The organism is Nonomuraea jabiensis, assembly GCF_014204795.1.
Taxonomy (GTDB): Bacteria; Actinomycetota; Actinomycetes; order Streptosporangiales; family Streptosporangiaceae; genus Nonomuraea; species Nonomuraea jabiensis.
On sequence record NZ_JACHMB010000001.1, the window covers coordinates 11,077,472 to 11,097,833 of the forward strand.

The 20,362-nt window shown below is 66.6% G+C and carries 19 protein-coding genes; 12 read left to right on the forward strand and 7 right to left on the reverse strand.

The genetic code is table 11. The features are described 5' to 3' along the window. Window positions 1-13: 13 nt before the first annotated feature. Window positions 14-781: a GntR family transcriptional regulator gene (locus tag HD596_RS50690; protein ID WP_185076493.1), complete on the reverse strand. Its 768-nt coding sequence runs from the start codon at window positions 779-781 to the stop codon at window positions 14-16. 165 nt (window positions 782-946) lie between these two features. Here HD596_RS50690 and HD596_RS50695 point away from each other — a divergent pair, with 165 nt between their 5' ends. The 5 genes from HD596_RS50695 to HD596_RS50715 all read left to right on the forward strand — a co-directional run bounded on the left by HD596_RS50695 (window position 947) and on the right by HD596_RS50715 (window position 8,362). After that, a complete protein-coding gene (locus HD596_RS50695) occupies window positions 947-2,716 on the forward strand; it encodes an ATP-binding protein (RefSeq protein WP_246555440.1) in 1,770 nt (589 codons plus the stop codon). Window positions 2,717-2,730: 14 nt separating this feature from the next. Further along, entirely contained in the window at window positions 2,731-3,870 is a 1,140-nt protein-coding gene (locus HD596_RS50700) for an exonuclease SbcCD subunit D (RefSeq protein ID WP_185076495.1), read from the forward strand. After that, the gene (locus tag HD596_RS50705; protein ID WP_185076497.1) at window positions 3,870-6,296 is read left to right on the forward strand and encodes an AAA family ATPase; all 2,427 of its coding nucleotides are present in this window, start codon (window positions 3,870-3,872) and stop codon (window positions 6,294-6,296) included. Before HD596_RS50700 ends, HD596_RS50705 begins: the two co-directional genes overlap by 1 nt. Beyond that, a complete protein-coding gene (locus HD596_RS50710; RefSeq protein WP_185076499.1) occupies window positions 6,293-7,237 on the forward strand; it encodes a hypothetical protein in 945 nt (314 codons plus the stop codon). The genes HD596_RS50705 and HD596_RS50710 overlap by 4 nt, the downstream gene beginning before the upstream one ends. Before the next feature lie 120 nt (window positions 7,238-7,357). Further along, window positions 7,358-8,362: an ABC transporter permease gene (locus HD596_RS50715; protein WP_185076501.1), complete on the forward strand. Its 1,005-nt coding sequence runs from the start codon at window positions 7,358-7,360 to the stop codon at window positions 8,360-8,362. On the opposite strand, the gene HD596_RS50720 is transcribed toward HD596_RS50715, so the two are convergent. Next, the gene (locus HD596_RS50720) at window positions 8,357-8,755 is read right to left on the reverse strand and encodes a cupin domain-containing protein (protein WP_185076503.1); all 399 of its coding nucleotides are present in this window, start codon (window positions 8,753-8,755) and stop codon (window positions 8,357-8,359) included. The genes HD596_RS50715 and HD596_RS50720 overlap by 6 nt on opposite strands. Before the next feature lie 179 nt (window positions 8,756-8,934). On the opposite strand from HD596_RS50720, the gene HD596_RS50725 reads away from it, so the two are divergent. Continuing rightward, window positions 8,935-9,168, forward strand: a complete 234-nt coding sequence (locus tag HD596_RS50725) for a hypothetical protein (RefSeq protein WP_185076505.1) — start codon at window positions 8,935-8,937, stop codon at window positions 9,166-9,168. 108 nt (window positions 9,169-9,276) lie between these two features. Here HD596_RS50725 and HD596_RS50730 read toward each other — a convergent pair whose 3' ends face one another. Together HD596_RS50730 and HD596_RS50735 are read right to left on the reverse strand one after the other, a co-directional pair. Next, complete coding sequence (locus HD596_RS50730) at window positions 9,277-10,110, reverse strand: Crp/Fnr family transcriptional regulator (protein ID WP_185076507.1); 834 nt, start codon at window positions 10,108-10,110, stop codon at window positions 9,277-9,279. Then, a complete protein-coding gene (locus HD596_RS50735) occupies window positions 10,107-10,298 on the reverse strand; it encodes a hypothetical protein (RefSeq protein ID WP_185076509.1) in 192 nt (63 codons plus the stop codon). The genes HD596_RS50730 and HD596_RS50735 overlap by 4 nt, the downstream gene beginning before the upstream one ends. 929 nt (window positions 10,299-11,227) lie before the next feature. Between HD596_RS50735 and HD596_RS50740 the strand changes: the two genes are divergently transcribed. Both HD596_RS50740 and cutA (HD596_RS66045) read left to right on the forward strand, forming a co-directional pair. After that, entirely contained in the window at window positions 11,228-11,920 is a 693-nt protein-coding gene (locus HD596_RS50740; protein WP_185076511.1) for a hypothetical protein, read from the forward strand. A gap of 152 nt (window positions 11,921-12,072) precedes the next feature. Next, window positions 12,073-12,183 carry a divalent cation tolerance protein CutA gene (cutA, locus tag HD596_RS66045; protein WP_185076513.1) on the forward strand — a complete coding sequence of 37 codons (111 nt, stop codon included), beginning with the start codon at window positions 12,073-12,075 and terminating at the stop codon, window positions 12,181-12,183. Between the two features lie 7 nt (window positions 12,184-12,190). Here the strand turns inward: cutA (HD596_RS66045) and HD596_RS50750 are convergent, their stop codons facing one another. Continuing rightward, entirely contained in the window at window positions 12,191-12,955 is a 765-nt protein-coding gene (locus HD596_RS50750) for a transposase family protein (protein WP_185078239.1), read from the reverse strand. Window positions 12,956-13,068: 113 nt separating this feature from the next. Here HD596_RS50750 and cutA (HD596_RS50755) point away from each other — a divergent pair, with 113 nt between their 5' ends. Continuing rightward, window positions 13,069-13,287 carry a divalent-cation tolerance protein CutA gene (cutA, locus tag HD596_RS50755; protein WP_185076514.1) on the forward strand — a complete coding sequence of 73 codons (219 nt, stop codon included), beginning with the start codon at window positions 13,069-13,071 and terminating at the stop codon, window positions 13,285-13,287. Here cutA (HD596_RS50755) and HD596_RS50760 read toward each other — a convergent pair. Then, on the reverse strand, window positions 13,253-14,521 hold the full coding sequence (locus HD596_RS50760) for an NsdA family TPR-like regulatory protein (RefSeq protein WP_512699287.1): 1,269 nt from the start codon (window positions 14,519-14,521) through the stop codon (window positions 13,253-13,255). The genes cutA (HD596_RS50755) and HD596_RS50760 overlap by 35 nt on opposite strands. Before the next feature lie 443 nt (window positions 14,522-14,964). Here HD596_RS50760 and HD596_RS50765 point away from each other — a divergent pair, with 443 nt between their 5' ends. The 3 genes from HD596_RS50765 to HD596_RS50775 are packed head-to-tail and all read left to right on the forward strand — an operon-like array spanning window position 14,965 to window position 17,379. After that, window positions 14,965-15,153, forward strand: coding sequence for a hypothetical protein (locus HD596_RS50765; protein WP_185076518.1), 189 nt, complete (start codon window positions 14,965-14,967; stop codon window positions 15,151-15,153). A 31-nt stretch (window positions 15,154-15,184) separates the two neighbouring features. After that, window positions 15,185-15,535, forward strand: a complete 351-nt coding sequence (locus HD596_RS50770) for a hypothetical protein (protein ID WP_185076520.1) — start codon at window positions 15,185-15,187, stop codon at window positions 15,533-15,535. Beyond that, complete coding sequence (locus HD596_RS50775; RefSeq protein ID WP_185076522.1) at window positions 15,532-17,379, forward strand: winged helix-turn-helix domain-containing protein; 1,848 nt, start codon at window positions 15,532-15,534, stop codon at window positions 17,377-17,379. Before HD596_RS50770 ends, HD596_RS50775 begins: the two co-directional genes overlap by 4 nt. A gap of 907 nt (window positions 17,380-18,286) precedes the next feature. Here HD596_RS50775 and HD596_RS50780 read toward each other — a convergent pair. Continuing rightward, on the reverse strand, window positions 18,287-19,645 hold the full coding sequence (locus HD596_RS50780; RefSeq protein WP_185076524.1) for a radical SAM/SPASM domain-containing protein: 1,359 nt from the start codon (window positions 19,643-19,645) through the stop codon (window positions 18,287-18,289). Window positions 19,646-20,362 lie beyond the last annotated feature (717 nt).

The following is a 20,362-nucleotide window of genomic DNA, read 5'->3' on the forward strand; positions in this document are numbered from 1 at the left end:
CGGTATGGGGGTTTTACTGGCCCATGAGTGCGTTGTTGGGGTCGTTGAGCTCCACGGAGAACACGGTGAGATCGCCGCGGGCGTGGCGGATGGTGTATTCGAGGGCGATCCCGCTCTCGGTGCACGTGCTGCGTGCGGTGGCCAGCAGGGCCGCGGCCATGGGCACGCGCAGCAGCTCGGCGAGCCGGTAGTCGGCGTTGACCGCGCCGATCGTCTCCCGGCCGCCGGCGGGGGTGAGGCCGTACTTGGTGCGCAGCAGGTCGTAGAGGGAGCCGGTGAGGTCCTCGTCGAGGATGCCGGGGACCAGCTCGACGGGCAGGTGGGCGCTCTCCAGCATGCAGGGCACGCCGTCGAGCAGGCGCAGCCGCTCGACGAAGACGATCTCCTGGTCCTCCCGCACGCCGAGCGCGGCGGCGACGTCGGGCCCGGCCTGCTGCAGGTGTGCCTTGAGCAGCCGCGTCGTCGGCTTGCGGCCCAGCCGCGCCATCGTCTCGGTGAACCCGACCGGCCGCGAGCCCAGCTCGGGCGCCACGGCCTGCGGGGCGGTGTAGGTGCCGCTCCCCTGCCTGGCCACCAGCAGCCCCTCCTGCACCAGGTCGCCGATCGCCCGCCGGGCCGTCGCCCTGCTCACGCCCGCGTAGACCATCAGGTCCTTCTCCGCGGGGATCATCGTGTCGGGCTCGCAGTCGCGGATCACCGCCCGCAGGCGCTCGCGCAGCTGGTAGTAGAGCGGCACCGCGGCTGACGGGTCGAGCGCCAGCCTGCGTTCCCAGTCGGTCATGACGTCCCCGCCTCAGTTGTACGGACGACCGTATCTTTTCTGCTCACCGGCCGAGTGTCAACCAGGTGATCCCGCAGGGCGTGGGCGCGCATGAAATGCGCCGGACGCACACCTCGGGGCCACTACGCTCCTTTGGAAGGGCGTTTCGTGGGGGCGGAGGGATGAGTGACGGTCAACGGGGCGGTAAACCATCAGGCGGCCACAGCGGCTGACACGGCGGCGCCCACGGCGGGTGAGGCGGTCGGGCGGGTGCTCGGCACCCAGGCGGCCTCGCCGCTGTCGTTCTGGGTCGGCCTGGAGCCGGGCAAGGTCGTCCAGCTCGACGACGTGGTGGTGACCAGGCGTGAGGTGCCCGGCCACGGTCCCGTGCTCATGGCGGGCGTGGTGACGACCGTGGAGGCCAGGCACGAGGGCGCCGCGTACGACTCCGACGTCTTCCTGATCGCCGACGGCGCGCTGCCGGCCGCCGTGGTCGAGGTGGCGGAGGTGCGGGTGACGCGGGTCGAGCCGGAGGTGTTCGTGCCGCCGCTGCCCGGCTCCAAGGTCTTCCTGGCCGGCTCGGGCGACCGCGACCAGGCCCTCTACTTCGACGTGATGGACCGCCGGATCCCCATGGGCATGGGCCGCGACGGCCAGCCGCTCTACGTCAACTTCGACTTCCTCGATGGCACCCGCGGCGCCCACGTGTCGATCTCCGGCGTCTCCGGCGTGGCCACCAAGACCTCCTTCGCGACCTTCCTGCTCTACTCGATCTTCAACTCGGGCGTGCTGGAGGGGGAGGCCGCCAACACCAAGGCGCTGATCTTCTCCGTCAAGGGCGAGGACCTGCTCTTCCTCGACCACGACAACCTGCGGCTCGACGAGCGCGCCAGAGGCGTCTACGCCCGGCTGGGGCTGCCCGCCAGGGCGTTCGGCAGCGTCCACGTCTTCGCCCCGCCCCGGCCGAACGACCCCAACGGCGTGCCGCACGTCTCCACGCGCACGCAGGGGGTGAGCTCCTTCTACTGGACGCTGGTCGAGTTCTGCCAGGAGGAGCTGCTGCGCTTCGTGTTCGCCGACTCCGACGACGAGCGGGCCGGCTACTCCCTGCTGGTCGGCCAGGTCGCCGCCCGGCTGAAGGCGTGGGCCGAGCCGGTGGGCGACGGCGGCGCGGTCATGGTGCGGGGCACGTCCTGCCGCACGTTCACCGACCTCGTCGAGCTGCTGTCCGACCAGCTCCAGGACGAGGGCTCGCGCGGCGAGTGGACCGGCGCGCAGACGCCGCTCGGCACCGTCAACGCCTTCCTGCGCCGGCTCCGCAGCGCCGTGCGGCCGCTGTCCCCGATCGTCCGGGGCGACCTGCCGTTCTACCGCAACCACTCGGTCCGCACCTCCGACGCCCAGGTGTCGATCGTGGACCTGCACAACCTGCCGGAGCGGGCGCAGCGGTTCGTGGTGGGCGTGGTGCTGCGCGGCGAGTTCCACCGCAAGGAGTCCTCGGGCACGGCCCGGCCGCTGCTGTTCGTGGTGCTGGACGAGCTCAACAAGTACGCCCCGCGCGAGGGCGACTCCCCGATCAAGGAGATCCTGCTGGACGTGGCCGAGCGGGGCCGCTCGCTGGGCGTCATCCTCATCGGCGCCCAGCAGACCGCCTCGGAGGTGGAGCGGCGCATCGTCTCCAACAGCGCCGTACGCGTCGCCGGCCGCCTCGACCCGGCCGAGGCCGCCCGGTCCGAGTACGGCTGGCTGCCCCCGGCCGTCAGGGAGCGCGCCACGATCGCCAAGCCCGGCACCATGTTCGTCGCCCAGCCGGAGATCCCGGTCCCGCTGGCCGTCGCCTTCCCCTTCCCGGCCTGGGCCACCCGGCCGGCGGAGGCGGCGACCCAGCCGGAGAGGGTCTCGGCCGATCCGTTCCAGGGCCTGCCCGGCGTCGAAGAAGACATCCCGCCCTTCTGACCACAGGTGGTTTCGTGAAGATCCTGCACACCGCGGACTGGCACGTGGGCAAGGTGCTCAAGGGCCGCCCCCGCTTCGACGAGCACCGGGAGGTGCTGCGCGAGCTGGTCGCCGCCGCCCGCACCCACGACGTCGACGCCGTCATCGTGGCCGGCGACCTGTTCGACACCTCGGCGCCCACGCCCGAGGCCCAGTCGCTGGTGCTCAACGCGCTCCTGGCGCTGCGCGGCGACGGCAGGGACGTGGTGGTGCTGGCCGGCAACCACGACAACCCGCAGCTGCTGGAGGTCTACCGGCCGGTGCTGGGCAAGCTGGGCCTGCACGTCATCGGCTCGTTCCGGCGCCCGGACGCGGGCGGCACGCTGGCCTTCACGGCGCGTTCGGGCGAGCCGGTGCGGCTGGCGGTGCTGCCGTTCCTGTCGCACCGCTACGTCGTACGCGCCGCCGAGGTCCTCACCGGCACCGCCGCCGACCACAACCGCGACTACGCCGCCCGCATCGGCGAGCTGATCGGCGCGCTCACCGCCGGATTCCACGCCGACACCGTCAACCTGGTCACCACCCACGGCACCCTGCCCGGCGGGGCGTTCGGCGGCGGCGAGCGGGAGGCACAGTCGATCTTCTCCTACTACTTCGAGCCGACCGCGTTCCCGGCCGCCACCCAGTACGCCGCCCTCGGCCACCTGCACCGCCGCCAGCAGATCCCCGGCCCGTGCCCGATCTGGTACAGCGGCTCGCCGCTGGCCGTCGACTTCGGCGAGGAGGGCAACACCCCGGGCGCGCTGCTGGTCGAGGTCACGCCGGGCAAGCCGGCCGTGGTGCGGGAGCTGGCCTTCGCCTCGGCGCGGCGGCTGCGGACCGTGCGCGGCACGCTGGAGCAGCTGGAGGCCATCGAGCCGGGCGACGACTGGCTCAAGGTGATCGTGGAGGAGAAACCCCGGGTGGGCCTGGCCGACGACGTGCGCGGCCTGCTGAACGGCGCCGTGGACGTGGTCCTGGACGAGCGGTTCCGGCCGGTGCCCGCCACGCGCCGCACCGGCTCGGCCGAGCGCAGCCCGCGCGAGCTGTTCCGCGAATACCTGACCGCCACCGGCCGCCACGACGAGCAGGTGGCCACGCTGTTCGACCGGCTCTACGACGAGGTGACCGGCTGATGCGCCCTCTCCTGCTGCACCTCGATCACTTCGGCAGCTTCCGCGAGCCGGTGACCGTCGACTTCTCCGACACCGAGTACTTCGCGCTCGTGGGCCCGACCGGCGCCGGCAAGAGCACGATCATCGACGCGATCTGCTTCGCCCTGTACGGCACGGTGCCGCGCTGGGGCAGGGAGAACTCCATCGCCCACGCCCTGGCCCCGTCCGTCGCGGCCGGCAAGGTGGCGATGGTGTTCGACAGCAACGGGCGGCGCTTCGGCGTGGCCCGGTCGATGGTGCGCGACGCCAAGGGCGCGGTGCGCACCAAGGAGGCCAGGCTCGACGAGCTCGACCCGGCCGCGCCGCTCGAGCAGGCGTTCGACGCGGTGGTCAAGCCGCTCGCCGAGGGCGAGAACGTCACCCCGGAGGCGCAGCGGGTGACCGGGCTGGAGTACCGGTTCTTCACCCAGTGCGTGGTGCTGCCGCAGGGGCGCTTCGCGGAGTTCCTGCACGCGGCGCCGCGCGAGCGGCAGGACCTGCTGGTGCAGCTGCTCGACGCCGACGTCTACGAGCGGATCAGGCAGAGCGCCGCCCGCGAGGAGGAGGCCGCCAAGCAGGCCGCCTCCTTCGCCCGCGACCAGCTCACCAAGCTGTCCGGCGCGACCGCGGAGGCCGAGCGGGAGCTGGCGGAGCGGCTGGAGGCGCTGCGGCGGCTGGCCGAGACCATCGGCGCCGACCTCGACCTGCTGCGGGCCCGCGAGGGCGACATCCGCCGGGCCGAGCAGGAGCTGGCCGCCATGGCCGAGCGCCGGTCGCTGCTGTCGTCGCTGCGCATGCCCGCCGCCGTACCCACGCTGGCCTCGGCCCGCCGGGCCGCCGCCGAGGCGGTCGAGGCGCTGACCGGCGAGGTGGCCACGCTGGAGGCCGACGACCACGAGGCGTACGAGGCGCTGGCCGCGCTGGGCGACCGGGGCGCGCCTCGGGCGGCGCTGGCCGCGCTGGACGCCCGCGAGCGCCTGGCCGCCGACGCCGCCCGCGCCCGCGCCGAGGCCACGACGGCCGCCGCGTCGCTGCGGGACCTGGCCGGCGCGCGGGAGGCGGCCGACGAGGCGATGGCCGCCGCCGAGGCCCAGCGGGAACGGCTGCGCGACGCCCACGCCGCCGCCCACCTGGTCCCGCGGCTGGCCGTGGGCGAGCCGTGCCCGGTCTGCCGGCACCCCGTCTCCGAGCTGCCCCGGCACGAGCCGCCCGCCGACATCCGCGCCGCCGACCGCGTCCTCGCGGGCACCCGCGAGCGGGCCGAGCGCGCCAGGGCCGCCCACGCCCGGGCCGAGACCTCGGCGTCGATGCTCACCGCGCAGGCCGCGCGGGCGGAGGCCGAGCTGGCCGCGCTGCCCGCCCCCGGGGACCGGGCCGAGCTCGAAGGCCGGCTGGCCGCGATCGCCAAGGCCGAGGAGCTGGCCACCCAGGCGCGCAGGGCGCTGCGCGCCGCCCGCGGGAAGCTGGACGAGGCCCGGGCCGGCGCCGAGCGGACCGAGCGGCAGGCCGAGAGCGCCTGGCGGGAGCTGGAGGCGGCCCGCGACCGGCTGCTCGTCTCCGGGCAGCAGGACGACCCGCCGCCGCTCCTCGACCGGCGCGACCTGCACCAGGCGTGGACCGAGCTGCTCGGCTGGCGGGACCGGGCCGCGCAGGCCGCCCGCGCCGAGCTGGCCGCGCGCGAGGAGCAGCTCGCCCAGGCCGGCGCCCGGCTCACCGCCGACCGCCGCCGGCTGACCGAGCGGCTGGCCCAGCACGGCGTGGTCGCCCCTGGCGACGCCTCGCCCGACCAGCTCGGCGCCGCCGTCGCCGGGACCGTCGCCCGCGCCGACAGCGCCCTCGAACGCCTCAAGGAGGAGCGCAAGCGCGCCGCCGACCTCGAGCTCCAGATCTCCGAGAAGGAGCACGAGGCCAAGGTCGCCCACGAGCTCGCGCTGCGCCTGCGCGCCAACGCCTTCGAGCGCTGGCTGTGCGCCGAGGCCCTGGCCGTGCTGGTCGCCTCGGCCTCCGACACGCTGCGCGAGCTGTCCGACGGCCAGTACGAGCTGGCCCTCGGCGACAAGACCGGCGACATCGAGGTCATCGACTACGGCGAGGCCGGCCTGCGGCGCAGCGCCCGCACCCTGTCCGGCGGCGAGACCTTCCAGGCCGCCCTCGCCCTGGCCCTGGCGCTGTCCGGCGCCGTCGCCCGGGGCCTGGACTCGATCTTCCTGGACGAGGGGTTCGGCACGCTCGACCCGGCCACGCTCGACACCGTGGCCACCACCCTCGAACGCCTCGCCGCCGGCCAGGACCGCCTGATCGGCGTCGTCACGCACGTGCCCGCGCTGGCCGAGCGCGTGCCGGTGCGCTTCGAGGTCAGGCGCGACGGCAAGGGCTCGCACGTGCGGAAGGCGGCCATCGCGCCATGACGGGATTCACCGTCGACCCGTGGGACCCCGGCTACGCCGCCGCCCTCGCCGTCGAGAACCTCTCCGAGATGGGCGCCACCAGCGCCGAACTGGTCATCGACATCGAGCGGCCGGCCGCCGACTGGAAGCCCGTCACGCCCGGGCCCGACGTCTCCCCGCCCGCGACGCTGCTGGTGGCCGACGGGGTCCGCAGGATCGACGCCCGCGTGTGGGTCCACGACCCCGACGCGCCCATGCCCGTGCCGGGGATCGCGGCGTCGTACGCGGCCGGCATCGTGCGCTGCGGCACGGACGGCGCCGACCTGGCGGAGATCCAGGTCAACCGGTCGCTGATCTCCGCCTCGCCGCACGCGCCCGAGGTCAAGACCACGCACGCCACGTACCAGCCCAGCAAGGCCGCCGACGCGAGCTTCGAGGAGCTGTCCCTGGCGTTGCAGCGGCTGGTCACCCAGCTGGAGGTGGACCTGGCGGTGCGGCACCGCAGCCGCGGCGACGACCTGCTGCTGGTGGACGGGCCGCTGCGGGGGCGTTCGCACCTGCCGCGCACGATCGGCTACATCAAGACCCACCACACCGCCTACCTGCCGCCGCCGCAGTCCGCGGTGGTCGCCGCGCTCGCGCCCGGCCAGCGTACGCCCGTGTTCCTGATGGGCACGAGCTGGCGGCGGCACGCCTGGTACCTGCGGCTCCCCGTCCAGTCGTCCGCGCCGTGGGCGGGCGTGGCGCGCTGCGAGGCCAGCGCCGACCTGGACCCGGCCCAGGTCGTACGGCTGGCCGACGCGGTCACCGTCGCCCTGCCGCCGCTGGCCGGGGTGGACTACAAGGACCCGCGCGCGCCGCAGAACCTGGTGCCGATCGGCGGCCTGGAGAAGCTCCTGCGCCACCATCTGGGCGACAGCCGCCTGCTCTACCGCGCGCTCCGCACGGCGGCGGCCGGTTAGCCTCCCGCTCTTCCCCGGCCGCCGGGCTCGGGGAACGGGGCCGTCACGAAAGGCTTCGCTAGCCGTCAGGGAGGGAATGTCAGCGGCCCTGACCGGCGGGTTCCTGCCTAGCGTGGGCGCATGGGTGACTGGTGGGCGCGCTTCAGGCGATCGCCGTACTTTCCCGCGTCCGTCCTGGCGCTGATCCTCTCGGCGGGGGCGGGGCTGTTCGCCGGGTCGTACACGTACGCCATGGCCTCGCCGACCCCGCACCACATGCCCGTGGCGGTCGTCGGCGTCAGCGCCCAGACCGTGCGCGGGAGGGCCTTCGTCACCGGCCTGGAGAAGTCGCTGGAGTCCTCGCTCGTCCTGCGCTTCCAGCGGACGTACGCCGACGCGGTGCGGGCCATCGAGGAGCAGCGCGTCTTCGCCATCTTCGTGGTGCGCGGGGACGACGTCGAGATGAACGTCTCGAGCGCCTCGGGCGCGTCGGTGGCGCTGCTGCTCGTCGAGCAGGCTCCGCGCGTCGCCGCCCGGGTGGGGGTGCGCCTGACGATGAGGGACATCAAGCCGCTCCAGCGAGCCGACCCGCGCGGCCTGGCGATCTTCTACGTCACGCTCGCCGCCGTGATCATCGGGTTCACCGGGGCGGCCCAGCTCAGCGCCAACGCCGCCCAGCTCAATCCCGGCGAGCGGATCGCCTTCACCGCCGCCTACGCCGGGCTCGGGGCGTTCGCCATCGTGGCGGCCGTGGACTGGCTGCTGGGCGCGCTGAAGCTGCCGGTCCTGGAGTCATGGTCGATCCTGGCGCTGACCACGTTCACGACGGGGATGGTGTTCACCATGTTCAACACCTTCCTCGGACGCTGGGCGATGCTTCCCACCTGGGGCCTGATGGTGCTGCTGGGCAACCCGTCCTCCGGCGGGGCGGTGTCGTGGCCGCTGCTGCCGTCACCGCTCGGCGCCATCGGCCGCTGGCTGCCGCCGGGGGCGTCGGTCAACGCCCAGCACACCGCCGTCTACTTCCGCGGCCACCAGAGCGTGATGCCGTTCCTGGTGCTGGGGGCGTGGTCGCTGGTGTCCTGCGTCATCTTCCTGATCTGGCGCAGACGCCACCCCGGAGGCCGAACCGACGCCCCCTCATGAGCGGGGGGCGCGGCGGTCGCGGCGGCGTTCGAGCTCTTCCTCGTCGACCAGGGTGAGCATCGGCTCGCCCGGCGCGCACAGCATCACGACGACGAAACGGCTCCACCTGTCGTGGAGGTTGTTGGCCGCCTGGTAGTGGATGACGTCGCCGCCCGGCTCCCAGAAGGCCTCGCCCGCGCGGATGACCCGTTCGGGTTCGCCCTCGAGCTCGAAGATCATTTCTCCTTCGACCATGTAGCCGAAGACCGGGCCGGCGTGGCGGTGCGGCGGGGTGCCCGGGTCCCCCGGCGGCAGCTCGATCAGGGCGGTCATCGAGCAGGCTCCCTCGGGGACCGTGGGGTGCTGTTCCTGAAGGAGCGTCAGGACGGTGTTCGATTGCTGCGGACTCTGCATGCCCAGCACGTTATGGCGCTTTCGGCCCTATGAGATGGGCCATTCACGGGCTGACTGATTGGACCAATCCCGGTTCCTTCCGCGAAGTGTTCATCTTTCCTTTAGCGATCTTTGTCGTTATTTGCCCCATTCTGCGGGGATCATTGCGGTGTCCGTCGCACCCCCCACGAGGAGGCTTCGTGCACACCCCGCAACGCTCCGGACGTTCCTGGCCGGTCAGGCTCACCGTCGTCCTCACCGCCTTCGTGTCCCTCATCGGCCTGGTCGGCATCACCCCCGCCAGCGCCTCGGTCTACAACTCCTGCACCATCTCGCGGTGCTCCGACGCGCGCTCGGCCAGCTCGATCTGGGCCTCCAAGGGCTACCCCACCTCCAGCGGCTGGTACTCCTGGCCGGACGGCTACTTCCTCTAAGCACACTGTTGCGCGGGCTAGCTGTCGTCTATGAGCTGCATTGGAAAAGCTCACGGAATCGGAAATCGAACCGCAGGCATCAGCTGGATCCGCGCAGGCTAGCCGGGCCTACGCCGTCCCCAAGCTCCACTGAGAGGGGTCATAAGATGATCTAACGTTGGCGATACGCAGAAGTTCGTCGGGCCGTAGGACCGTGATCGTGCGGTAACCCGTTTCGACGATCTCACGCCGACGCCAGATGTGTAGGATGCGTTCCACGGTTTCTTTCGAGACCCCGATCCATGACGCCAGCTCCCGCTGTGTCAAGGATAGCTTGATCTTGCGCTTACCCTCATGGAGCGCCATCTCGTAGTCGATCATTGAAGCAAGCGCTTTGGCGAGTCTTCGATCGGCGATCTTCTCCCCGATACGGGTTTCCGCTTCGTCGAGACGACTACGAAGATCAGTGGCCAGGGCAGCCCAGGCTCCTGGATGCATCATCAGAAACATTTCCAAGCCACTTGAGGGAATCGCGAGGCCCAAGGCCCACTCCAACGGCTGCACTGTGACCGTGCGCACGGTGGTCTCGTTACGCCGCACATAGCCATCCGGGTCGCTCTTCCCCGCGCGGAACAGATCGCGACGCAGTGCCTTGTCCTCGCCCAGGATCTGACCCGGGTAGCGAATAACCAGCAGGCTGTCCTCGCCCGCGGGCTTGTCAACTGTGACCTTGACGTGGCCAGCGAGCAGGATCACTGCGTGAGTGTCGGTGTGTCCCTCCTGGTACATCATGTCGTGCTCGCCCGAGTACCAGCGGAGGCTGCCTCGTCCCCCCGCCACATACCCAAGAAGCTTGCGTCGCCCATCGGAGTCCAACTCGGCCCAGAAACTGCCCTGCCGGGCGCCCCAGGCTCCCACCAATGCGTGCTGAAGCGCCTCGGCGTGTCTCTCGGCGAGAGTCATCGTCGCCCCCGAATGGCTCTAATGATGGGGGGAACGCCAGCCAGCAGCGCCGCCAGCCCGGCGAACATCCCGGCGATCACTGAGGGTTCTGCGGTGTCCAGCCGGGTCACGACGTACCCGGCCAGCGCGATGACAGCCAGAGCAATGAGCGCACCTGCCCAGATCATCGGCCAATCGTTTCGTCTCACGTGTAAGGTCGCCTCTCCTCTTCTAGAACCCTCCCAGTGTTTCGTCCCGTGAAGCGGATCTTCTTGGTAAGGGAGGGTCGGATCTCGTGGTGGGCAGAGAAGCTCGCCAATGAGCATGCGTGCGATACCCAGCTACAAAGGTAGTAGCCCATTTGCGAAGTATTTGCGGACAGTCGGCCTGCGGACGGCCTGCTTTGCATTTATGGGGAGGATCGAGAACGACAGAGCCACCGAGCCAACCGCCCAGAGGACTCCTACCTGCGGCGGCAGTTGGGATTTGAGTAAGAGGACCGATCCTGCGACCTGAGCCAATTCCGGCATATTCAGGCTTCCGAGAATTGCCCAACCCGTTCGGCCGCGCCCGTCGCCGGCGGGGCGTTCCTGCCCGGTCTTGTCTGGTGCGACTGGTCTTCCAAGCTCGTGTGCGAACTCAGGCCATAGCCCCCGACGTCGTCTGCCATCGCGCCCCCCGGACAACCACTCCGGGGGGCGCCCGCATGCGCCGAGCAGTGCACGGCAGCCTTGGAATGTCGGCCCTGCTCCAGGACACCTTGCGCGGTTGGGGCGCCAGGACGTCGAGCGACAGGCGGCTGAAACCTCAACACGCAGACTTGACGGAGAAGACCACCACCCACGACGCCGACTCGTCGGCGGCCACCGCCCGCTCGGGCGGGCAGTGCACCTGACATGGCCAACTACAAAGAGTCATCACAGATAAGCGGTGTGACTGCTACCTCGACATAGTCGCCACCGTTGCGTCTACCATGCACCCTCTGAACTGCGAGAACGTAGCATCAATGGGTCGGAAGCGCAGCGCAGGGCACCACGCGCCACACGACATAGAGACAGTCCCCTGTGTTGGCACGCACGGAGAAGGTTCTCGTTGATCCACGAGCAAGCCGCCCGCTTTTGCTTGACAATGGGGCACTATGACACTTTCTCCAAGCGCCGCGACAATCGTTGGTGCCCTCATCGCGCTAGTGAGCGCGGTTCTCGTTACAGGCGCCACCCAGTGGATCCAACACAGACAAAAACGGCAAGAAGCACAGGCGGCACACTCGGAGCGACTGTGGCAGCATCGAGCCGAGGTTTACGAAGACGTACTCGTCATGGTCGCTGACCTCACCAAACGGCGGTCCGCATGGGTGCAAGCAGGCGTAGAAGCCGAGGTGCCATCATTAACGCTAGAGCCCGCAGCCGAACAGCGCCTCTTGGCCAAATTGATTTTGTTCGGATCACCTCAATCTTATAACTTGGCAACAGAGCTCTTGGCAATGAATCGCACCTTCACACACGAGTTCCACAGACTCCAATTGGCCAATAGTGCCGTCGCCAAAGCAACTTCCCAACGACCAAACCTAGTCCAAGCTTCACAATTATTTCAAGATTTCCACACGCTTATTGAAAGCTCCACAAATCTCTTGACCACATATATTAGACAGGAGATCCTCGACCCGAGCGATGACCTCCCCGACCTCGCTAAGCAAGTCAAAGCAGCTACAACAACTCTAGGTGAGGCAGCAGCTCGCCTTACAGCGAACGCGCACGCCGCAGAGCAGGCAGCTTTCAATCCGAGCCACGAGGAATCCGGCCCGAATATTCCGCTGGAGGAGAAGGCGTAATGGAATATATGCAGGTCCTCACCACGGGTAGAAACTCCCGGTGATGGGGAGGCGCTGGCACGAAGCATCATCGCTCCTCTACCGTAGAGGCTGAACTGATCACCGCCTTTCGACTCAAGGGGAACTGGGTTGTGAAGGGTTACATGCAGGTCATGACCACTGTGCCAAGCGCAGAAGAGGGCGCGGCTCTGGCGCGCAGCATCACGTCGCAACGGCTAGCCGCTGGGGTACAGATCATCGGGCCGATCCGGTCTCTGTACTGAGTGCTTTTCATCCGGCTTCGCGCAGCTGTAGCACGAGGATGGCTTTCACAAGTTGACCTGCCAGAAGAGGGCAGCAGCGGAGTTTGCGCAGGATGCGCCAGGTCTTCAGCTGAGCGTGGGCGCGTTCGCCCGGTGCGCGGAGCTTGGCGTGGGCGGCATTGGCGGCCTTTTGAGAGACGGGCTTGTTGCGGCCCTTGTACGGCACGCGCACGTGCTCGCCCGCGCCGACGTAGCCCTTGTCGGCCAGGACAATCAGGTCGCTGGCGTTCAGGCGGCGCAGGATGCCCCAGATCCGGGCGGCTTTGAGGTCGTGTACCGAGCCGGGCAGCGAGCCGGAGGCCCACAGCGGTGTGCCATCAGGAGCAGCCAGGACCTGGATGTTCATGCCGTGTTTCTTGTGCTTGCCCGAGTAGTAGGGGCGGTCGGCTGCCACCCGGTCGATGGGGATGAGCGTGCCGTCCAGCACCAGGTAGGGATAGCCGGCACGGCGGGCCGCGCGTAAGACCGTGTCCAAGCGGGGCGCGCGAGCGGCGAGCAGGGCGATGGCCTCGCGGATGTAGCGCCAGGCGGTGGCCACTCCGACGCCGAAGCCAGCCGCAACTTCGGTGAGCGTTTCGTCCTTGCGCAGGTGCACGAGCACGAGGAGGGCCTGCTGGCCTGCGTTGAGGCGCCGCCATGGCGAGCGGATCTTCTTGCGGTGTCGGCGGATCAGGTCGGACAGATAGGACAGCGTCCGAGATGACAATGACAGCGCAGCACGGTAGAACAGCAACTCGGAGCCTCTGGTGGACAGGTTGATCTTGGTCGACAACCCTTCTACCAGGGGCTTCTTTACTTGTCGATCAACCTGTCGCCTCCAGCAAGTCCCCGACCTGCAGTTTCAGGTTGGAAAACCTTCACTGGCGGCAAGGCGCGTTGCGCGACGAGCAGGAATGGCAACTGGTCATCAAGACCACGCACGCCCTACTCGTCGCGCTTGAGCGCCACATCAAAACCAACCACAGTTACGAGACGCCGGAAATCATCGCAACTGAAATCGCTGCGGGAAGCGCCGATTACCTAGACTGGATTAGCGCGGAGACGCAGAGAATTGACGCTTCGTAACGGCCAACTCTTCTAGGAATGCGCGGACCTGCGGTTGAGTCTGCCAACGCCTGAGCGCTTCTCCGAGAACGATAAACCGTGGCAGCCAGATGCCCGATTCCGTCTCACGAATGACGGCGAGACCTTCCCTGGCCGCTCTGGCTGCTTCCGTTACAGAGCCATGTACGATATGAGCTGTGGCAATGTCTCCGAGGATGATGCCTGCCCGCTTTCTCTCCACTTCCGGCAGACGCGCTATCACGGCATGCGCTACCGCTTCGGCTTCATCCAGGCGACCGATTTGGGCATAGGTAGAGATCTGGAAGGAATCAAAACGATCCTGGTCTAGAAATCTCGTCCATACGCGATCCTCTTCCGGATCAGCGACATTGAAGGCTTCGCGCGCCTCATCCCACGAATGAAGGGCAGCTTCGGTTTCTCCTAGTGCCGCGCTCTCTTCAGCATGTCTCGCAGCCAGCCATGATGTGGTTCCGGGCGATGTGTCCCTAGGCAAGTGTTGTAGCGCGGTCGGCAGCAGGGCGCGCGCCCGTCTATGGTTTCCCTTGCCGCTTGGTATGTAACTTCTATACCCGAACGCGCACGCGATGATGGCTGGATCATTGGCTTCCGTTGAAGCCTTCTCGGCGGTGTCATAGAAGTTTCGCGCGGCGGATATGTTGCCCAGGGCCGTTGCGATCCAACCGGCAAGGACGCTGCTTTCTCCCGCAACCACGATCAGGCGTCTGCGAAGCTCGTCTTTGGGGTCGGTGGCTGTGCCGTTCAGGATGGTTCCGACCTCGTTCAGATGGGCCGCCAGGCCCTTGAAGATCGTATGTGCGGGCAGCATTTCTTCGAGACGATGGAAGCCGGCGACTCTAGCCTCCATCTCTCGCACCACTGCTTCATCAATGGCGCTCGGCTTTGAGAGAGCAAAGGCGACTTTCTCCCATGCCTCACTCTGAGCTAGAGCGGACTGGGCACCAAGTTGGCCAATCATGGCCAGTAGTTCGCGGCGCTTCAACGGCTCGCCCCTTTTCCCGATCGCTTCAGCGAAGAGCTGCAAGTCAAAGGTGTCCGTGGGGATCTGGACACCGTCACTGACGACCTGCGCACCGCCCTTGCCACCGGAGGACGACAAGCCCAAATGGCGACGCAAGTGGCTAGGCATGCCTAAACCGTCAGCAAACTCCTCAAATGTATGCTTAGCAGTCGGGACGCGCTTGCCGCTCTTGTACTCGCTGATCGTCCCTGCGATCTACCGGTGAGGTTCGCGATCTGGCCTTGAGTGACGCCGTACTTGTTGAGGATGCGGATCACTCCGCCGATGTCACGGCGCTTGCACGCATCTTCCATGTCTTGACGTGCGAAAACGGAGTCAAGCACCGATCGTAGGTGCTCTTGATCCATCGTCATGGCGGCGTTCCGTTCCCCTGGTAGCGCAGCCTTGCGGGAGTAGTGGAGCCCTTCTAGTCCATCACACCGTGAGATATCACGGTGAGATTCTTCAGAACCGGTTTGCTTGGAAGCCTCACATCAGTTCGCGGCGCAGGTCAGAGCTGATCTGAGGCCACGCCCGGAACCCTGCGGTGCCGCAAGTGCCGCGCTCGCTGGCGCTGGTGTCGCCGCAAGTCCCGGCACGACGGCATCTAGCCCCGTCCCCAGACCCCCGCGAAACCCCGTGAGAGGAGGTGAATCCTCGTGACTGTCACTGTCCCGCTGGTGCTCGTGGTCGGTGCGCTGGTGTTCATCGCCTGGCGCTACCTGGGCCTGAAGCTCTGGCACGCGATCATCACGCTGCTGTTCGGCTTCCTGCTGGCCGCAACCACGCTCGCCCCCGACATCCGCGCCGTGATCGGTGCCGCCCTGACCTGGATCACTGGCCGCTGAACCGTCCGCCAACCGAAGAAGGTGATGCTTAATGACCCAACGCCACCCCTACCCACACGCTGATCTGCAAGGAGCCGCCACCCGCAACACCACCGCCGCCGAACTGCTGACGGCGTTCGCGAAGTCCGCCCCCGCCCTCGACCACCTGTGGCGCCACATCTTCGACGCCCTGGCCGACGCCCCCGCCCTGATCATCGAAATCGACCGTCTCCGCGCTGAACTGTCCGCCCTCCGCTACCAGCGCGCGAACCTGATCGCCGCCATCCGCGCCACCCTGGCGGCCGACGACGAGGGAGAGCACGACCCCCTCTTCTACGTGCGTGACGAGCTGCACGCCCAGCACCACGCCGACGCCCGACGCGCGTCGGGTGGCGGCCGATGAACCCGCGCCACCGCGCCTCACACGCCCAGATGCGGCGCAACGCCCGCCGCATGCGCCGCTACGGCGTCGAACCCATGGCCCTGATCACCGAGGATCTTGAATTCGCGCCCTTGGTCATCGCCAGCATCGCCCGCGCCGTCTGGCGGTACCGGTCCGAACTCGCCCCGCTCACCATCGCCACGTCCGATCTAGTAGCGGGCGTGATCCTGCGACGCTGGTTCCCCGAATGGTGGCCCACCGTGATCATCGCCACTGTCATCGTGGCCGGCGCGGTGGCCATCTGGGGCCGATGGGTCAACCTGCCACGCCCGGTCGAACGCGGCTACGCCACCGTCACCACGGCGTTCGCCGGAGCGTGGCTCACCCTGGCCGCCTACCTGGGGCCGTTCACAGCGCCCCTGCCCGCCGTGCTCGGCATCGGCACACTCGTGCTGGCCGTGCCCTGGTGGGCGCACCGTCGCAGGCGTGCCCGCGTGCGTGTTGAGCGCACGCTGGCCGCCTGGCCGGACATCGCCCAAGCTGTCGGCCTGGCCGGATCCCGCGTTCAGTCCGCGATCGTGGATCTGTGGGGCTACCGCTTCCGGCTCGGGCTGGGGCTCGGCCAGACCGTCGAAGATGCTCTCAGCGCCGTCCCCCGCCTGGAATCGGCGCTCGGCACCACACGCGGCGGCGTACGTGTCCAGCCGGTGGCCAGCAAAAAGGCCAACCGCGCCGATGTGCGGGTGATCGAAACCGACCCGCACGCCGACGCCATCACCTGGCCAGGCCCGTCCATCACCTCGATCACGCAACCGGCCAAGCTGGGGCTGTTCGAGGACGGCACACCCGTCCGTGTCCCCCTGCTGCGGCGGCATGGGCTGTTCGCGGGCATGTCGGGGGCGGGCAAGTCGGGCGGCGTGAACGTCCTGCTCGGGGACCTGACCGCCTGCGAGGATGTGATCCTGTGGGCGGTCGACCTCAAGCGCGGCATGGAGCTGATGCCCTGGGCATCGTGCATCGACCGGCTGGCCACCACCCCGCAGGAGGCGGAGAGCCTACTCGCCGATGCCGTGGTCATCCTCGACGGACGGGCCGACGACCTCACTAGGCGCGGCGAACGCGTGTGGGAACCATCGCCGGACAGACCGGCGCTGATCATCATCGTCGATGAGTACGCCGAGCTGGCCAGCGAGGCACCACGGGCGATCGACTACGCCGACTCGATCGCCCGACGTGGCCGAGCACCAGCGGTCAACCTGATCGCCGCCACGCAACGCCCCTCCAAGGACGCGATGGGCAAGAGCGCAGTCCGCTCCCAGATGGATGTACGGCTGTGCTTCCGTGTCCGGGAACCCCGCGACGGTGACCTCATCCTGGGACAGGGCATGGTCAAGGCCGGATGGCACCCCCACAAGCTCGACGCCCCCGGCAAGTTCCTGATCAGCTCCCCGGAACACGACATCCCCCGCCGCGCCCGCACCTGCCTTCTCGACGACGAGGGAGTACAGGCCACCGCCGAACGGCACGCCGAACACCGCCCGTCCCTCGACGCGGTGTCTCTGGCCGCTCTGGACGACGCCGCATCGAGGGCTGAGAGGCACGCAGACGCCTCGATAGACGAGGAGCTGACATCGCCACGGCACGCCCGCCAAATCGCGCCCAAACGCGGCGACAGCGTGTTGTGGACCGTCCTGCGCGACGCCCCCGAGAACGGAATAACCGTAGACGAGCTGATAACCGCAACGGGAATGAGCCGTCCGACCATTTACCGGCGGTTGGCTCAACTCGAAAACGACGGGAGAGTGCGTCAGGTCAGCCGGGGACGGTGGCGTGCGCGCCTCGACCCCAACCCCGACCCCGCGTAGTCACCGACTCTCGGTAGTCGTCTCATCGTCTCAATGTCTCAGTCTCCCGCACGTCTGCGCATACATAGGCGGCACACGCGCACTGAGACGAGACGGTGAGACGAACACGGAGCGTAGCCAAGACCGTAAGTAGTGCCGCAACGACACCAGAAGATCGGGAAGCGGTCCGGAACGCTCGACCGGAAGGAGGTGATACCCGACGAGCAGATCAAAAGCAGCGAATCAAGAAAATGGAAAGAAGGTGAGAGTACCCCCGGCCAGTCACTCCGAGACGCCCGCGCGCAATCTATGCGATGGACATCTACTCCCTTGGGTCCACGCGGCGACTGGCGCGGCAGGATGGCAGATCACTAGCCCATCTGGCCGACTGTCCCATGTCGTAGCCACCATTTCCGACGGAATCGCCCACTCCCACGCAAAAGACGAATGGCAGATCTGTATTCCCCAAGCGGCCCTGACAGTCGTGGTCGTGGAGGCGGATACCGAAACGCTCTGGTGCCGTCTCGACACCGAGCATTCCGGTTCGTGTCTCCTCGCCCTGGCATATGCGCCGTGGTCAGTCGCCACCGTACTGAGATGCCCCAGGGCCGCATTACCGAGGAGGGGGCGGCTATCAATGCACGACGTACGGGTGACCACGCGCATGGGGCGCACAGTGCGCTACCTGGTTCCCGTGTTCACCCCCGCCTGACGCCCGTCCTAAGAAAGGAGGGTCCGCCTTCGGCGCATCAGAGAAACATGTGGAGCGCCCGGTGCGTGGAAACACGCACGCCGGGTGCGGCGGGCGGGCCGGAGAAACCTATCGTGGGTAATCACGACAGGGCGCCCCGGTCCGACCCAACACGACAGCCCCCACAGCCGCGTGTCGCGAGTTAACCAGCAGAATCCCTGGCTGACGCAAACCGGCTCAGCTGACGGAGCCCTCTGCATGTCGCGCCAGTTCAGACGCCGGGGTTAGTCCCTCAAAGCCCTGTTTCTCAGCGTAGGCAATGTACTTTAGGACCTTGTCGCGGTGATTATGACGAAAGGTCCCACAGCGATTCTCGTACTGAAGAGCATCGAAGGCGTGGCTAGCGCAACCTCCCATACAAACAGGCAAAGCGACACAGCCTCGACACTCTACATTTCCGAAGGGATCGTATTTTAGCCATTTTGCCAAGCGGGCATTCGTATCGCGCCAATCCTGAATATGACCTATAACCTCATTGCTGTCGCCGACATTGTCCCAACATTTATACAATTCCCCTCGACTGCCGACAACCAATTCATTAGCGCGCACGGCAGTGCAAGGCGCAGCAGTTGGTGTAGGCAGATAGGGGGCAGCAAGACCATAGCGAGTTGCCAACTCCGTGAATCGGAGTTCAGCTACAGAGAACTCCTTCTTGCTGAGACACGGGGGCTTGTACGTCGAAGATGGAGCAAGCGGATTTCCACCTCCAGAGACAATTTGTCCGGGATAGACCGTCAACTTTTCAGACAAACCCTCATTTGCCAAGATTTGAAATAGCTCTTCCGCACTGCTCAAGTTGTCCGCATCTACGTTAACGCGAACGGACACGGGAAAATAGTCCACAGCATGTCGGAGATTTCGGATGATCTTCCAAAATGTGCCGACACCGCCAGCCAATGGCCGCATGCAATTATGGACATCAGGCGGACCATCTAGACCAACTTGAACTGACTCTACGCGCCGATCCTTGAGCGTAGCGCACGTCGCATTGTCCAGAAGGTAGCCATTCGTGATAACGGTAGCCCCATACTGAATACTATGCCGATCACATCGATCGATGAATTCATCAGATAGACTGGTAATTGTATCCATTCCCAGCAGCGGCTCTCCTCCGAACCACGTTACATTGAAACTGCTAATCTTTGTAAGCTGATAATCCAGCACCTTAAGAATGTGGCCTCGAACTTCCTCTGACATCTTTGATGGATGCTTCGCCTCGAAGCAGTAAGGGCAACTAAAATTGCAGCCCAGACTGGTAACCACGGTAAGAGCGAATGACGTAGAATCCCAACGGCTAGCCCGATAACGGGTTTCGAGGATACTGAGTTCGTCGGCGTCGTCCGGAACCAACATGAATCCGCGCATGAGATGTGCGAGCAACCGGGGAGAACAGGAATTCTCAGGATCTCCAGCTAGATACTTGCGAAGAGCAATTTTCTCGCCCTTGGACATGCGTAGTAGCGCACCGCTAACACCGTTATAGACATAAGCTGCGTCTTTTTTGGCGACCCAAATATTGTAGCGAGACTCTTGCATTCTATAAACCTTTATCCATCGGCTTTCGGTCTGGTAACTAGACCAACATGGAACAGGAAGGCACCTGCCCTCGTTCGCCGCAGGTATCGAGCTTCGGACAGTCCCCGCAGTTCTTTCCACATTTCGTAAGTGCCGGACAAGGTTCGCATTTCTTTTCCATTTGTTGCATTTCTTCCATGGCACTTGCCAGCGCCCGAAGAACCGACGGTGATGTTGCTGCGCCGACGAGATGGTCAATGTCGAATGCTTTTACGGGAATTCGAGGAGGCCGAATCCACCCCAATTGACCCTCTGATTCTTCTGCCATGTCTGCTTACTCACATTCAGGTATACTTCAGAGGCATGGTGGCGCCGCGCTCATATTCTTTTATGGCCAATTCAAGTTCAAGCTAACTGCCTCAGCGCGAAAAATTGTCCCCAACTCTTGCCACGTGACTGTGCATCAGCCTCAATCTTTCACGATCTTGAGTGGCGGGTCTGATCCTGTGCTTGATCTTGGGTTTGGGTGGTTGATGCGGGTGCGGGCATCCCTGTAGCCCGGCAGTGCCAGTGTGGCCCTTGGTTTCCCGGCTCTTCGAGCTTGATCGCGGTTTGAGGTGTCGTCGAGCCCAGGAGGCTTGAGAGAGCTCGTGGCTCTCGATGATCCTTCTTGTTGTCGAAGCAAGAAGATCACAGCAGAGAAGTCACGAGCATGGTCAACGATACGACGCCGCTGCT